This is a genomic window from Sulfitobacter sp. CW3, assembly GCF_019392245.1.
GTDB lineage: Bacteria > Pseudomonadota > Alphaproteobacteria > Rhodobacterales > Rhodobacteraceae > Sulfitobacter.
Genome location: NZ_JAHXRL010000004.1, coordinates 277,213 through 290,690 on the forward strand (window position 1 = coordinate 277,213; position 13,478 = coordinate 290,690).

Consider the following 13,478-nt stretch of genomic DNA (forward strand, 5'->3'; position numbering starts at 1 on the left):
AATGCGCGGACCTCACAATATTTGGCGGCTTGTCCGCACCGGTGCCACGCTTGAACGCACAGGCGCGATGAACGTCGTACTGGACGCGTTTGATGCCACCCCTGCGCTGCGTTTCGTTGCTAAGGCGCTTGGTAAACCGTTCAAGTTTCTGGGCTACGCGGGTGATCCGTCTATGCCTCCCGCGACCCGCGCGCTCACCGCGCTTGGGCCTGCTTACATCAAGTTCGGTCAGGTCCTGTCGACCCGCCCTGATGTTGTGGGCGATGAACTGGCGGTGCAATTGCGCGTGCTCCAGGACAAACTGCCGCCGTTTTCGATTGAAAAGGCCAAAGCCGAGGTCGAAAAAGAACTTGGCCTGCCTGTCGATGCGATTTTTTCCGATTTCAGCGAACCCGTTGCCGCCGCATCAATTGCGCAGGTCCATCGCGCCACGGTGGCCGAAACCGGACAGGACGTCGCGGTCAAGGTTCTGCGCCCCGGCATCGAAAAGGCGTTTCGCAAGGATATCGACGCCTTTTACCTCGCCGCGCGCATGGTCGAAATTTTCTCGCCCGGGTCGCGCCGTTTGCACCCGACTGAGGTCATCGAACATTTCGACGGTGTCGTGCGTGGCGAACTTGATCTGCGGCTCGAATCGTCAGCTGCTTCGGAATTTGCAGCGAACACCAAGAACGACGCGGGCTTTCAACTTCCCGCGATCAATTGGGAATTTTCGGCGCGCCGGGTGATGACCCTTGAATGGGCCGACGGTGTTCCGATGGGCGACAATGCGGCGATTGATGCTGCCGGCCATGACCGTGTGGCGCTTGGCGATCGTGTGTTGCAGCTGTTCCTGAACCACGCATTGCGCGACGGTTATTTCCACGCAGACATGCACCAGGGCAACCTCAAGGTCGCGCCGAACGGCAATATTATCGCCTATGATTTTGGCATCATGGGCCACATCGATGAATACACCCGTCGTGTTTACGCCGAAATCCTGTTTGGCTTCATCCGCAAAGACTACAAACGCGTCGCCGAGGTCCATTTCGAAGCGGGCTATGTACCAGCAGATAAAGACGTCGATGAATTCGCCCGCGCCCTGCGTGCGGTGGGTGAGCCGATATTCGGCATGGACGCCACGCGCATTTCGATGGCCCGATTGCTGACATACCTGTTCGAAGTCACTGAACGTTTTGGCATGGAAACCCGAACCGAACTGATCTTGCTGCAACGCACAATGGTTGTGGTCGAAGGGGTGGCGCGTTCGCTCAACCCGCATATAAACATTTGGCAAGTTTCCAGCCCGATTGTCACCGATTACATCTCAAAATCCATCGGTCCTAAGGCCGTCCTGCGCGATCTGACCAATACCGCGCTTGTTCTGGCGCGTTTTGGCCCCCGCTTGCCCAGCCTGGTCGAAGCGGCATTGATCCGCCAACAAAACGAAGCGGAACCGCCAAGAAACGGCTTTAAACGCTGGGTCGCCCTTGCCGCTGTCCTCGGTGCGATTGGCGCGCTCTCTATCGCCGCACTTGCCGATTGGTTCTTCTAACCCTCTTCTCTGGCTCATAAATATCCTGCGGGGGTCCGGGGGTGCAAAACCCCCGGCGCTTTGCAAAAAACACGCCCATTGACAGTGGTGACCCTCAATGTGCAGTTATCCACTATGACGGATAAATCTGACGCCATTCTGACCCAATTGCCTGCACGCCTGAAATCGGCCCGTACCGGTCAGGGGCTTAGCCTTGATGCAGTGGCCAAACTTTCCGGCGTGTCGCGGTCAATGGTCAGTCAAATCGAACGGGGTGAAAGCAGCCCAACCATTGCCACGCTGTGGAACCTGACACGGGCTCTGCAGGTGGATTTTGCTGGCCTTTTGGGCAATACGCAAAGCCCGGCTCAGATCGAAGTGCTGCGCGCAGCCGAGGTGCCTACGATCCATAATCTAGGATCAGGCTGCCACATCCGCATCCTTTCTCCGCCCGAAGAGGCAGGAAAACACGAGGTTTACGAGCTTTTGATTGATGAGGGCGGCATTCTGGACAGCCAGCCCCATACCCGTGGTGCGCGCGAGCATCTGACGATTATCCAAGGCACGGCTGGCCTGCAAAGCGGGGATGCCGAAAGCATAATCCACACTGGCGACACGGCACGCTACCCAGCCGATGTGCCTCATGCGATTAAAGCAATCAACGGTTCGGTTCGGGCGTTTTTGGTTGTTCAGGATGCGTAATTCCAAAATATAGGAAATTTTCCGCCATATGGGATATTCTCTATTCCCGGATTGCATTCCGTTATGGTAGAGGCTTTAGAAAAGGAGCTTTGCCATGACCCAAACCTATCTAGATCACATCGCGACCACACTTTCGCAGATCGACGCCGACGGGATGATGAAGCGAGAGCGGTTAATCACCTCTGCCCAATCGGGGAACATCACCGTCGCTGGGCATCAGGTTATCAACCTTTGTGCCAATAATTACCTGGGCTTGGCGGACCATCCCGATTTGATCAAAGCCGCTCAAGATGCGATGGGCCCCAAGGGCTTTGGCATGGCATCCGTCCGGTTCATCTGCGGCACCCAAGACATCCACCGCGAGCTTGAGCAGAAGCTGGCAAAGTTTCTGGGCAAGGACGATTCTATTCTGTTTGCGGCCTGTTTCGATGCAAACGGCGGGCTGTTCGAGCCGCTTTTCGGGCCCGAAGACGCAATTATTTCAGACAGCCTGAACCATGCGTCGATTATTGACGGCATCCGCCTGTGTAAGGCCAAGCGTTATCGCTATGCGAACTCTGATATGAACGATCTTGAGGGGCAGCTGAAACTGGCCCGTGAAGAAGGTGCGCGTTTCATTATGATCGCAACGGATGGCGTGTTCAGCATGGATGGCTATCTGGCCAACCTGCCCGACATCACCCGCCTTGCCCAAAAATACGAGGCACTGGTGATGGTCGATGATTGCCATTCGACCGGATTCATGGGGCCAAAGGGTGCGGGGACGCCGGCACATTTCGACGTCGATGTGGATATTCTGACCGGTACGCTGGGCAAGGCGCTTGGCGGTGCGATTGGCGGCTATATCGCAGGCCCGCAGCCGGTGATTGATCTGTTGCGCCAGCGCGCGCGGCCCTATCTGTTCTCGAACTCGTTGCCGCCGTCGATTGTGATGGCCGGCATCAAAGCGCTGGAACTGGTAGAGCAGGGCGATGACCTGCGCGCGCAGCTATTCGAGAACGCAGCGTATTGGCGTAAAGGGTTGACCGAACTGGGTTTTGACCTGTTGCCCGGCGAACATCCGATCATTCCCGTGATGCTGGGCGAGGCCCAATTGGCACAAGACATGGCCACCCGCTTGTTCGACGAAGGGGTCTATGTCAGCGGTTTCTTTTTCCCGGTCGTTCCCCGCGGGCAGGCGCGTATCAGGACGCAAATGAATGCGGCGTTAACCAAGGACGAGCTGGACCGCGCGTTGGTGGCGTTCGAGGTGGCGGGCAAAGCCTGCGGTGTCTTGTCATGAGCAACCAGATGAAAGCGCTGTGCAAGTCAGAGCCACGCGAAGGGTTGTGGATGACCCGTGCGCCTGTGCCTGAAATCGGGCCAGATGACGTGCTGATTAAGATAAACAAGACCGGCATCTGCGGGACCGACATCCATATCTGGAACTGGGATGATTGGGCGCAAGACACCGTGCCTGTGCCGCTGATCACCGGCCATGAATTTGCCGGAGAGATTGTGGAGCTTGGGCGCAATGTTACCGATCTGAGCATCGGTCAGCGGTGTTCCGGCGAGGGGCATTTGATCGGCAAGACATCGCGGCAGTCACGATCAGGTAAGTTCCATCTTGATCCGGCGACACGTGGCATCGGGGTGAATGAACAAGGGGCATTTGCGCAATACCTGCGTTTGCCTGCCTTTAACGTCGTGCCGTTGCCAGATGAAATTCCTGACGACATCGGGGCTATTCTTGATCCGCTTGGCAATGCCGTTCACACCGCGCTTAGCTTTGATCTGGTGGGCGAGGATGTCTTGATTACAGGGGCTGGGCCCATCGGAATCATGGCCGCCGCCGTCGCGCGTCATGTTGGTGCGCGTCATGTTGCGATCACGGACGTGAATGCGGCAAGGTTGGAATTGGCGGCACAGGTCGCAGATGTGACGCCCGTTAACGTCGCCAAAGAAGACCTGCGCGATGTGATTGCAAAGCTGAAAATGAAGCAAGGTTTTGACGTCGGGATGGAGATGTCTGGCAATCAGATGGCGTTCGATCAAATGGTTGAGGCGATGACCATGGGTGGTCGCATCGCCATGCTGGGCATTCCGCCGGGCAAATCCCCAGTCGATTGGAGCCGTATCGTTTTCAAGGCGATTACCATCAAAGGTGTCTATGGCCGCGAGATTTTTGAGACGTGGTACAAGATGATTGCCATGCTGGAAAATGGCTTGGACGTGTCAAAAATCATTACGCACCGGTTTGGCGCGGATGATTTTGAAGCTGGCTTCGCGGCGATGAAATCGGGTTTGTCCGGCAAGGTCATTCTGGATTGGACCGGGGTTTAGGGGGCCAGCCCCCGTCCCGGCGATGCCGAGACTCCCCCGGGATTTAGGTCCATTTGGAATTAGGTTCCCGGACGGAGCGGGGCTCTGCCTTTTTCGGAAATAACATGCACGTCCGACCCTTCGAAAACAGCGGCTTGGAGCGGTTTGAAATAGCCCGCACCGGCGTCGAGGTTGATGCGGTATCCATGGTGTTCGGGGTAGTCGACGGCGGTATGTCCATGCACAACAGGGCGGCCGAAGTCATGATGTTCAGTCAGCCAATCGCCGCGTATCCAGATCAGATCGTCTTCGATTTGGTCCTCGATCGGGACACCGTAGCGCAAGCCTGCGTGGGCGAAAATCAGGTGATCTGTTGTGTGGATGTTCGGCAGATTGTCCAAGAAATCACGATGTGATTGGGGAACGGCCTCGAGCGCTGCTTTGTGGATTGGATCAACGGGTGCGTAGTCTTCTCCGACGACGCCGTAAGAGAGCAGGGTTTTATCACCGCCCAAACGTGGGTTCATCCAGAACAGATCGGCCCGTGTGGCGGGATCAAACACCGTTTGATCGTCGAGAAACCGCGTAAAATAGCGGTCGTGATTGCCGCGTATTGCGGTCCAGTTACGGCCCGCGTTGATGCCTGTCATTAGCAAATCAACGACGCCTTTACTGTCGGGGCCGCGATCGACGTAGTCACCTAGAAACACGATTTCGGCGTCTTTGCCGCCGTCGGTTTCGATCAGTTCCAGAACGCGGTGCAGATCGTCGAGTTGGCCGTGGATATCACCGACGGCATAGATGGGCGTGGACATGAACGCGTTTCCTTTTTGCTTGGCTCTATGATGCCTGATCCACTTGGAAAGGGAAAGCCAAGCCAGCGCTTTCCCAGCAAGAAACGGGTCGATACTGGGACGCTGGTTCGGGTAAACAGGGTTAAAAGGAGCCCGACCCATGGAAATGCTGATCGCGCTTTTACTATTTCTATTTCCGCTGGCCTACAGCCCCGGTCCCGGCAATATCTTTTTCGCAGCGACTGGTGCACGCTATGGGCTTCGTGCGACGTTGCCTGCCAATTTTGGCTACCACGTCGCGACAATCATCGTGGCGGGGGCAGTGGGGCTGGGGTTTGCCGCAGCGATGGAGCAGTTTCCGCGCTTGTTTGACCTGATCCGGGTGTTGGGGGCGGCGTATGTTTTATATCTCGCGATGACGTTCCTAAGGGCGCAGTCCAGTGACCCCGCGCTGGATGGCGTGCCGGTTGGGTTCGTCGGTGGCGCGGCATTGTTGGCGCTTAACCCCAAGGCCTATGTGATCATGACATTGATGTATTCGCAGTTTTTACCGGCATCAGCCGATTGGACCGACGTCGTTTGGATCGCAGTCATATTTACGCTGAACAACTTTGTCGCGTTCCTGATCTGGACGATTCTTGGTGAACGTATTGCTTTGCATTTTCGCGATGGCAGATCAGCACGGGTTTTGAACATCTGTTTCGGGGTAACCTTGGCCAGCGTCGCAATCTGGATGCTGATGGGTTGAATGCAAAAAGCGCCCCTGGGTGGGGGCGCTTTCGATGTTTAAGGTAGCTAATTTTAGGCGACGTCGAATTCAAGCTCTTTGACTTGGGTGAAGAGCCCGGTGGCCTGCAATTCTTTGATCGCCGCTGGTGGGACCACATCGTCGATATACAGAAGTGCAATCGCTTCGCCTTTGGCGGCCGAGCGGCCCAAGGTAAAGTTCGCGATGTTCACGCCGTTTGCGCCAAGCGTCTGGCCCAAGGTGCCGATGATGCCGGGGACGTCTTCGTTGGTGGTGTAGAGCATATGCGCACCGATTTCGGCGTCGATGTTGATGCCTTTGATCTGGATGAACCGTGGTTTGCCATCCGAGAAGACCGTGCCAGCGATCGACCGTTCACGCTTTTCGGTCACAACCGTTACCTTGACATAGCCGTCGAATACGCCGGATTTGTCCTGGTTTGTGGTGCTGATCTGGATGCCTTTTTCACGGGCAACCACGGGCGCGCTGACCATGTTCACGTCAGGGTTGGCGCGTTTCATGATGCCTGCAACAACTGCACAGTTCAGCGCGTTCAGGTTCATTTCAGACACTTGGCCGTCGTACAGGATGTTGATCGCCTTGATCGGCTCGTCCGTCATTTGGCCGATGAATGCACCAAGGTGGCCGGACAGTGTGATCCACGGGCCCATAACTTTGGCTTCTTCAGCTGTAACCGATGGCATGTTCAGCGCGTTGGAAACAGCGCCTGTCAGCAGGTAGTCGGACATTTGTTCGGCGACTTGCAGGGCCACGTTTTCCTGTGCTTCGGTCGTGGCAGCCCCAAGGTGCGGGGTGCAGACCACGTTTGGCAAGCCGAACAATACGTTTTCGGTTGCGGGTTCTTCCTTGAAAACGTCAAAGGCAGCGCCAGCGACATGGCCGGATTTCAACGCTTCGGCCAATGCTTCTTCGTCCACCAGGCCACCGCGGGCACAGTTGATGATGCGTACGCCTTTCTTGGTCTTGGCCAAGGCTTCCTTGGACAGGATGTTGGCGGTTTGATCGGTGTAGGGCACGTGCAGCGTGATGAAATCAGCGCGGGACAACAATTCGTCAAGCTCGACCTTTTCGACACCCATTTTCTGGGCTTTTTCTTCGCTCAGGAAGGGGTCATAGGCGACGACTTTCATCTTCAGGCCGCGCGCACGGTCACAGACGATGCCACCGATGTTGCCCGCGCCGATCACGCCAAGTGTCTTGCCGGTCAGCTCGACGCCCATGAACTTGGACTTTTCCCATTTGCCGGCGTGTGTCGATGCGGATGCTTCGGGGATTTGACGCGCCACGGCGAACATCATCGCGATGGCGTGTTCGGCGGTGGTGATCATGTTGCCGAAAGGCGTGTTCATGACGATCACACCTTTTTTCGATGCGGCGTCTTTGTCGATGTTGTCGGTGCCGATACCGGCGCGGGCGATAACCTTGAGGTTGGTCGCGTTCGCGAGGATCGCTTCGGTTACTTTGGTCGCCGAGCGGATGGCAAGGCCATCGTAGTCGCCGATGATGGCAGCCAGTTTTTCTTTGTCTTTGCCCAGGTTGGGTTGGAAATCGACTTCGATGCCGCGGTCTTTGAAGATTTGAACGGCGGCTTCGGACAGGCTGTCGGAAATGAGAACTTTGGGGGCCATGATTGGCGCTCCTTTATGAGATAGAATGGGGGTGTGGGTTGGCACCCACCCTACGCGCGACGCAGGGTGGGGAACCCGGAATTATGCGTTGATTTCGGACTCAAAAGCCCAAGCAAGCCACGGTAGCATCGCCCCGATATCCGAGGTTTCAACCGTGCCGCCGCACCAGATGCGCAGGCCGGGAGGGGCATCGCGGTAGGCACCAACGTCCAGTGCTACGTCTTCGTCGGCAAGGCGTTTTGCAACGGCCTTGGCGAATGCGGCACCGTCTGTAATGCGGTCATCTGTGAACTTGAGGCAGACAGATGTGTTGGACCGTGTCGCCGGATCGGTGGCAAGGAAATCGATCCAGTCATGGTCTTGCACAAACTTGGCAATTGCAGCGGTGTTGGCATCGGCGCGGCCGATCAACCCTTGCAGGCCACCAACGGATTTCGCCCAATCCAGCGCCAGCAAGTAATCTTCGACGCAAAGCATGGAAGGCGTGTTGATGGTTTCGCCCTTAAAGATGCCGTCGACCAGCTTGCCACCTTTGGTGAGGCGGAAAATCTTGGGCAGGGGCCATGCAGGTGTGTAGTTTTCCAACCGCTCAACAGCGCGCGGGCTGAGGATCAGCATGCCATGTGCCGCTTCGCCGCCCAGAACTTTCTGCCAGCTAAAGGTGGTCACATCCAGCTTGTCCCATGGCAGGTCCATGGCGAAGGCAGCGGATGTCGCATCACACAGGGTCAGGCCTTTGCGGTCTGAGGGAATCACGTCACCGGTGGGCATGCGCACGCCGGAGGTGGTGCCGTTCCAAGTAAAACAAACGTCGTTGTCATAGTTGAGCGACGCCATATCCACGATCTGACCGTAATCAGCGGTGTGGACGGTATGTTCGATTTTGAGCTGTTTGACAGCATCGGTCACCCAGCCAGCGCCGAATGATTCCCACGCGACCATTTCAGCGGGGCGTTCGCCCAGCATGGTCCACATGGCCATCTCGTAGGCACCAGTATCGGATGCGGGCACGATGCCGATTTTATAATCAGCAGGTACGCCCAGAATTTCACGGGTGGTTTCGATCGCGGCAAGCAGTTTTGCTTTGCCCGGTGCAGCGCGGTGGCTGCGGCCCAAAGGCGCGCTTGCAAGCTTGGTCAGATCATATGCGGGGGGTTTGGCGCACGGGCCAGAGGAAAAACGCGGATTCATAGGCCGCGAGGTCGGTGTCGTAATAGCCATTTAGCTACCCTTTCAGATAAGCGCCCTTCGTTGGGGAAGGGTGTCCCACCGCTGCATCTAGAGGTGCAGACGGTCTGGCACAAGCCGGAAAGTATCGCTAGAACGCCGCTTGATTGCCTTTTTACGACAGCTCTGACGCGGATCGGAAACTCGACGATGCATAGTGTGACTTTGTTAACCTCCCCTGATCGACCACGACTGGACGCCGCATTGGTCGATAGTTTGCGTAACGCATGGGGGGGCGGTGATGCGGTTTGGCTGGCCCCGGACGAGGCGGCGAGTTTTGACATGATGCGCATGCCTGGAAATCGCTGGGATATCTGGGCCGAGTGTCAGGGGATGGGCGTTGATTTGATTATTGTGCCTGCAGAAGGGCGGCGCAAGAAAATGCTGCTGGCCGATATGGACAGCACGATGATCCAGCAAGAATGCATTGACGAGCTGGCCGATGAGGCGGGCGTTGGTGAGCGGGTCAAGGATATCACAGCGCGCGCCATGAACGGCGAGCTGGATTTCGAGGGCGCGCTGCGTGAACGCGTGGGGTTGCTTGCCGGGTTGGACGAGACTGTCATCGGGCAGGTTCTGGCGCAGCGGATTACCTATATGCCGGGTGGCAAAACACTGTTGGCGACGATGAAGGCGAACGGGGCCTATGCGGCACTGGTGTCAGGCGGATTTACAGCGTTCACAGCATCTGTGGCGCAGGCATTAGGTTTTGATGAAAACCGGGCGAATACGCTGTTGGTTGATGGTGGCAAGCTGACGGGGCATGTGCGCGACCCGATCTTGGGCAAGCAGGCCAAGGTGGATGCGCTGGAAGCGATCACGGCGCGGCTGGGTTTGGCTGAGGCCGATGTGCTGGCGGTTGGCGACGGTGCGAATGATCTGGGCATGTTGCACCGCGCTGGCATGGGCGTTGCCCTGCATGCCAAACCCGCTGTGGCTGCGGAATGCGATGTGCGGATCAACTTTGGCGATCTTACGGCGCTGTTATACGTGCAGGGCTATGCCAAAGACGAATTTATCGCATAGTTGATGGGTGCATGGGGCGCTGCCCCATACCCCGGGATTTTAGACCATTTGGAATGGGGCGCGCGTTTTTCAGGCGAATGTCGGCGCTGGTTTCAGGCTGCCTGTGATAATGTCACGCCGGTTTACGATGGGGGCATTGCGGTATTTCAGCGCTTCGGGGTGGTTCGGGTCGAGGGCTCCGAGTTTCACCAGAATGGACGCGATTGCACAGGCGGCAGCGCGCGGGGTGCCGCAGGCTGCTTTGAGTGCGACGCCGATTTTTTGTTCGGGCAGGATCGCGATGAAGAACCCTTCGGCCCCTGTTTTGATTGCGACTTTTCCATCCATCGCGCGCATAAGATCCGTGCAAGACCGGGTTTCGCCGGCCACCAATTCCGGATGTAAGCGCATTGCTTGATGCAGGCGTGCCTCGGCTGAGCCATCAGGTGCGGCTGCGAAATGGGCCATCGCGCGGGCCATACCATGCAGGGTGGTTGAAAAGTTGGGCACGGAACATCCGTCGATCCCGTAGCCGAATGTGCTGCGGCCTGTGACCTCTTCGAACGCCTCGAGGCAGGCTTTTTGCACGGGGTGATCGGGTTTTTCGTAGTCCGCAGGGCCGCCCAAGTGTTTGTTCACGGTGAGAAACCCGGCGTGTTTGCCAGAGCATTCGTGATGAATTTGGCACGGCTGTTCGTAGGCGCGGATCAGGGCGTCACGCGCATCGATATCGCCCGGAACCGCGGCCCCGCAGCGAAAATCGCTGTCAGACAGCCCCATCGTATCCAGCCATTTCCCGATAATTCCGGTGTGCAGGTCGGCCGCCTGATGTGAGGCGCAAGCAAGGGCAAGGTGTTGGGTGCCCAGCCCCATGGCATCTGCGGCACCAGAGCGGACAAGCGGCAATGCCTGGATCATCTTGGCCGAAGACCGCGGGAGAATAACCGTCTCGGGGTTTCCCCATGCGTGGAGGATTTCACCGCTGTCATCACACACAACCGCATGGCCTGAATGTACGCTTTCAAGGAAAGCACCGCGCCAAATCTCTGCAAAGGGGGCTGGTTGGGTCATGTTTCGTCCTTTTCTTGGGCGAATTCCTGCCAATCAGGGTTTCGCAGGTCGCCTGTTTGGCGTTAATATGCTTGTTGTCGAGAGAAATACAGTTCCTTTAAAGAGCGCTTCCTGAAAGGCTGCCGATGGAGTTGGTAAAATGTTGAGGATCATGGCGGCTGGAGGCCTAGGTAAATGATGAAATTGAGAACAATTGGCTTTGCCGTGGCTCTGACAGGGTTCGCTGCTGGTAGCGCGTTGGCGCAGTCGCAAAGCACAAATCGTGTCGCCGCGGAAACCGATTGGAGCGTGTTCGTCGAAGACAATCCAACCGAATGCTGGGGTGTTTCAACGCCCAAGGAAATGGTGAACTCGCGCGATGGGCGGGTTGTTGCTGTGAACCGTGGGCAGACGCTGTTGATGGTATTTTACCGTCCAAGCGCAGGGGCCAAGGGGCAGGTTGCGTTTACGGGCGGGTACCCGTTCGCATCTGGATCTACCGTGAACATGGATATCAGCGGCACCACGTTCGAGCTGTTTACCGACGGCGAGTGGGCATGGCCTGCGACCGCAGAGGATGACACGAAAATCATCACAGCGATGAAACGCGGCGCGGATGCGGTTATGACCGGGCGTTCCGGTCGCGGTACGCAAACCAAAGATACATTTTCGCTGCTTGGCTTTACGGCGGCAGTAGAAGACGCGGCTAAGCGTTGCGGCGGCTAAGACCTTAGACAATTTTTAAAGGGGCCTCGCGGGTTGGCGGGGCCTTTTCACGTTTTGGGGGCTAAAACGGCACGTCGTGCTTGGCCCGAGTTTACCGGAACGATGCCTTTCCTTTTGATCTGGGCGCGAATGCCTATATAGAGCGCTGAAACACACATCCCGGAGAATCCCCATGTCTGCGACCGCGCCGATCACCCAAGATGTTATGACCATTCCGCGCAAGTTGCCGGAGGGGCCGATTAACGTTGTCGGTTTGACGCGCGACGCGATGCGCGAGGTTCTGATTGCCCATGGTATGCCGGAAAAGCAGGCCAAGATGCGGGTCGGCCAGATTTGGCAGTGGATCTATCAATGGGGTACGCGTGATTTTGCGGACATGACCAATCTGTCCAAGGCCTTTCGCGCTGAGCTGGCTGAGAAATTCGTGATCGCCGTGCCAGAGGTGGTGACCAAGCAGGTGTCAGAAGATGGCACACGCAAGTATCTGGTCCGCATTGCAGGCGGGCACGAGGTTGAGGTGGTTTATATTCCCGAAGAAGGGCGCGGCACATTGTGTGTCAGCTCTCAGGTTGGGTGCACGTTGACCTGTTCGTTCTGCCACACCGGCACACAGAAACTGGTGCGCAACCTGACCGCGGCCGAAATTATTGGTCAGGTGATGGTCGCGCGGGATGATCTGGGCGAATGGCCTGTTCCCGGTACGATTACTGATGCGCCACGGTTGTTGTCGAATATTGTTCTGATGGGCATGGGCGAACCACTGTATAACTTTGAGAATGTGCGCGATGCGATGAAAATCGCGATGGACCCAGAAGGCATCCAGCTGTCGCGCCGCCGCATTACCTTGTCGACGTCAGGTGTGGTGCCCGAAATCGCCCGCACAGCGCAGGAAATCGGCTGTCAGCTGGCCATCTCGTTCCACGCGACCACGGACGAAGTGCGCGACAAGTTGGTGCCGATCAACAAACGTTGGAACATTGCCGAATTGGTCGAGGCACTGCGCGCCTATCCAAAGGTCAGCAATTCCGAGCGGATCACCTTTGAATATGTGATGCTGGACGGGGTGAACGACAGTGACGCTGATGCGCATCGTCTGATCGAATTGATCCGTGGGATACCGGCCAAGATCAACCTGATCCCGTTCAACGAATGGCCCGGTGCGCCTTATAAACGATCGTCGAACAACCGTATTCGTGCGTTCTCCGAGATCGTCTATAAGGCAGGCTATGCGTCGCCCGTTCGTAAACCACGGGGTGAAGACATCATGGCGGCATGCGGGCAGTTGAAATCAGCGACCGAACGGGCGCGCAAATCGCGCAAGCAGATCGAGGCAGACGCAGGTTTGTAAGCTTGAAACCCGATCAAGTGCTGATGATGATCTGCTAATGACGCGGCGAAAGTTAACTAAATTCAGCGATATTAAATGTAGGTGCCGATGCTGTTGACCGTGCATTGCGCCCCCATCGTTTAGCAGACGTTAAAACATCGTCCCAAAGATAATGCTTCCATCAACCTCACAATTGGGAGCATTAAAAATGGCTATCATCATCCAAAATGACGCCTTCATCACTGCCGAAGTGATGGATCTGATCATCCGTGAACGCGAGCGCGCGTTGTCTTTTCGCGAATGGAAGCATCGGTTGGCCGGGTTTGGCTACAGCGTACGTGATACGGAAAACGGTCATATCCTTGAGACCCTTCCGCATCACGTAAAAGTATGTACGTTGCCTGCCGAGCTGTGCGCCTGATTGACAGGTCGCAGC

At 56.8% G+C, this 13,478-nt stretch carries 13 protein-coding genes; 9 read left to right on the forward strand and 4 right to left on the reverse strand.

Annotated elements, in window-relative coordinates; genetic code table 11:
- Position 1 precedes the first annotated feature (1 nt).
- From ubiB to tdh, 4 genes are all read left to right on the forward strand, one after another.
- Positions 2 to 1,534, forward strand: a complete 1,533-nt coding sequence (gene ubiB / locus KZZ06_RS11420) for a 2-polyprenylphenol 6-hydroxylase (protein ID WP_219580161.1) — start codon at positions 2 to 4, stop codon at positions 1,532 to 1,534.
- A 114-nt stretch (positions 1,535 to 1,648) separates the two neighbouring features.
- Positions 1,649 to 2,215, forward strand: a complete 567-nt coding sequence (locus KZZ06_RS11425) for a helix-turn-helix domain-containing protein (protein WP_219580162.1) — start codon at positions 1,649 to 1,651, stop codon at positions 2,213 to 2,215.
- A 94-nt stretch (positions 2,216 to 2,309) separates the two neighbouring features.
- Complete coding sequence (locus KZZ06_RS11430; protein ID WP_219580163.1) at positions 2,310 to 3,497, forward strand: glycine C-acetyltransferase; 1,188 nt, start codon at positions 2,310 to 2,312, stop codon at positions 3,495 to 3,497.
- Complete coding sequence (gene tdh / locus KZZ06_RS11435) at positions 3,494 to 4,537, forward strand: L-threonine 3-dehydrogenase (RefSeq protein ID WP_219580164.1); 1,044 nt, start codon at positions 3,494 to 3,496, stop codon at positions 4,535 to 4,537. Before KZZ06_RS11430 ends, tdh begins: the two co-directional genes overlap by 4 nt.
- Before the next feature lie 59 nt (positions 4,538 to 4,596).
- On the opposite strand, the gene KZZ06_RS11440 is transcribed toward tdh, so the two are convergent.
- Positions 4,597 to 5,331: a metallophosphoesterase family protein gene (locus tag KZZ06_RS11440; RefSeq protein ID WP_219580166.1), complete on the reverse strand. Its 735-nt coding sequence runs from the start codon at positions 5,329 to 5,331 to the stop codon at positions 4,597 to 4,599.
- A 139-nt stretch (positions 5,332 to 5,470) separates the two neighbouring features.
- On the opposite strand from KZZ06_RS11440, the gene KZZ06_RS11445 reads away from it, so the two are divergent.
- Positions 5,471 to 6,058: a LysE family translocator gene (locus tag KZZ06_RS11445; RefSeq protein WP_219580167.1), complete on the forward strand. Its 588-nt coding sequence runs from the start codon at positions 5,471 to 5,473 to the stop codon at positions 6,056 to 6,058.
- A gap of 53 nt (positions 6,059 to 6,111) precedes the next feature.
- Here KZZ06_RS11445 and serA read toward each other — a convergent pair whose 3' ends face one another.
- Both serA and KZZ06_RS11455 read right to left on the reverse strand, forming a co-directional pair.
- Complete coding sequence (gene serA, locus KZZ06_RS11450; RefSeq protein ID WP_219580168.1) at positions 6,112 to 7,707, reverse strand: phosphoglycerate dehydrogenase; 1,596 nt, start codon at positions 7,705 to 7,707, stop codon at positions 6,112 to 6,114.
- Positions 7,708 to 7,788: 81 nt separating this feature from the next.
- The gene (locus KZZ06_RS11455) at positions 7,789 to 8,928 is read right to left on the reverse strand and encodes a phosphoserine transaminase (protein ID WP_219580169.1); all 1,140 of its coding nucleotides are present in this window, start codon (positions 8,926 to 8,928) and stop codon (positions 7,789 to 7,791) included.
- A gap of 156 nt (positions 8,929 to 9,084) precedes the next feature.
- Between KZZ06_RS11455 and serB the strand changes: the two genes are divergently transcribed.
- The gene (serB, locus tag KZZ06_RS11460) at positions 9,085 to 9,960 is read left to right on the forward strand and encodes a phosphoserine phosphatase SerB (protein WP_219580170.1); all 876 of its coding nucleotides are present in this window, start codon (positions 9,085 to 9,087) and stop codon (positions 9,958 to 9,960) included.
- A 69-nt stretch (positions 9,961 to 10,029) separates the two neighbouring features.
- Here the strand turns inward: serB and KZZ06_RS11465 are convergent, their stop codons facing one another.
- Positions 10,030 to 11,010 (reverse strand): asparaginase, encoded by a 981-nt coding sequence (locus tag KZZ06_RS11465; protein WP_219580171.1) that lies wholly within the window; start codon positions 11,008 to 11,010, stop codon positions 10,030 to 10,032.
- Between the two features lie 174 nt (positions 11,011 to 11,184).
- On the opposite strand from KZZ06_RS11465, the gene KZZ06_RS11470 reads away from it, so the two are divergent.
- From KZZ06_RS11470 to KZZ06_RS11480, 3 genes are all read left to right on the forward strand, one after another.
- Entirely contained in the window at positions 11,185 to 11,715 is a 531-nt protein-coding gene (locus KZZ06_RS11470; protein ID WP_219580172.1) for an invasion associated locus B family protein, read from the forward strand.
- Positions 11,716 to 11,887: 172 nt separating this feature from the next.
- Complete coding sequence (rlmN, locus tag KZZ06_RS11475) at positions 11,888 to 13,063, forward strand: 23S rRNA (adenine(2503)-C(2))-methyltransferase RlmN (RefSeq protein ID WP_219580173.1); 1,176 nt, start codon at positions 11,888 to 11,890, stop codon at positions 13,061 to 13,063.
- Positions 13,064 to 13,250: 187 nt separating this feature from the next.
- Complete coding sequence (locus KZZ06_RS11480) at positions 13,251 to 13,463, forward strand: hypothetical protein (protein ID WP_219580174.1); 213 nt, start codon at positions 13,251 to 13,253, stop codon at positions 13,461 to 13,463.
- The last annotated feature ends 15 nt before the right edge of the window (positions 13,464 to 13,478 follow it).

Bases quoted from the DNA above. Each gene is read 5' to 3' on its own strand.
- ubiB (WP_219580161.1), top strand. From the start codon at position 2: ATGCGCGGACCTCACAATATTTGGCGGCTTGTCCGCACCGGTGCCACG.
- KZZ06_RS11425 (WP_219580162.1), top strand. From the start codon at position 1,649: ATGACGGATAAATCTGACGCCATTCTGACCCAATTGCCTGCACGCCTG.
- KZZ06_RS11430 (WP_219580163.1), top strand. From the start codon at position 2,310: ATGACCCAAACCTATCTAGATCACATCGCGACCACACTTTCGCAGATC.
- tdh (WP_219580164.1), top strand. From the start codon at position 3,494: ATGAGCAACCAGATGAAAGCGCTGTGCAAGTCAGAGCCACGCGAAGGG.
- KZZ06_RS11440 (WP_219580166.1), bottom strand. From the start codon at position 5,331: ATGTCCACGCCCATCTATGCCGTCGGTGATATCCACGGCCAACTCGAC.
- KZZ06_RS11445 (WP_219580167.1), top strand. From the start codon at position 5,471: ATGGAAATGCTGATCGCGCTTTTACTATTTCTATTTCCGCTGGCCTAC.
- serA (WP_219580168.1), bottom strand. From the start codon at position 7,707: ATGGCCCCCAAAGTTCTCATTTCCGACAGCCTGTCCGAAGCCGCCGTT.
- KZZ06_RS11455 (WP_219580169.1), bottom strand. From the start codon at position 8,928: ATGGCTATTACGACACCGACCTCGCGGCCTATGAATCCGCGTTTTTCC.
- serB (WP_219580170.1), top strand. From the start codon at position 9,085: ATGCATAGTGTGACTTTGTTAACCTCCCCTGATCGACCACGACTGGAC.
- KZZ06_RS11465 (WP_219580171.1), bottom strand. From the start codon at position 11,010: ATGACCCAACCAGCCCCCTTTGCAGAGATTTGGCGCGGTGCTTTCCTT.
- KZZ06_RS11470 (WP_219580172.1), top strand. From the start codon at position 11,185: ATGATGAAATTGAGAACAATTGGCTTTGCCGTGGCTCTGACAGGGTTC.
- rlmN (WP_219580173.1), top strand. From the start codon at position 11,888: ATGTCTGCGACCGCGCCGATCACCCAAGATGTTATGACCATTCCGCGC.
- KZZ06_RS11480 (WP_219580174.1), top strand. From the start codon at position 13,251: ATGGCTATCATCATCCAAAATGACGCCTTCATCACTGCCGAAGTGATG.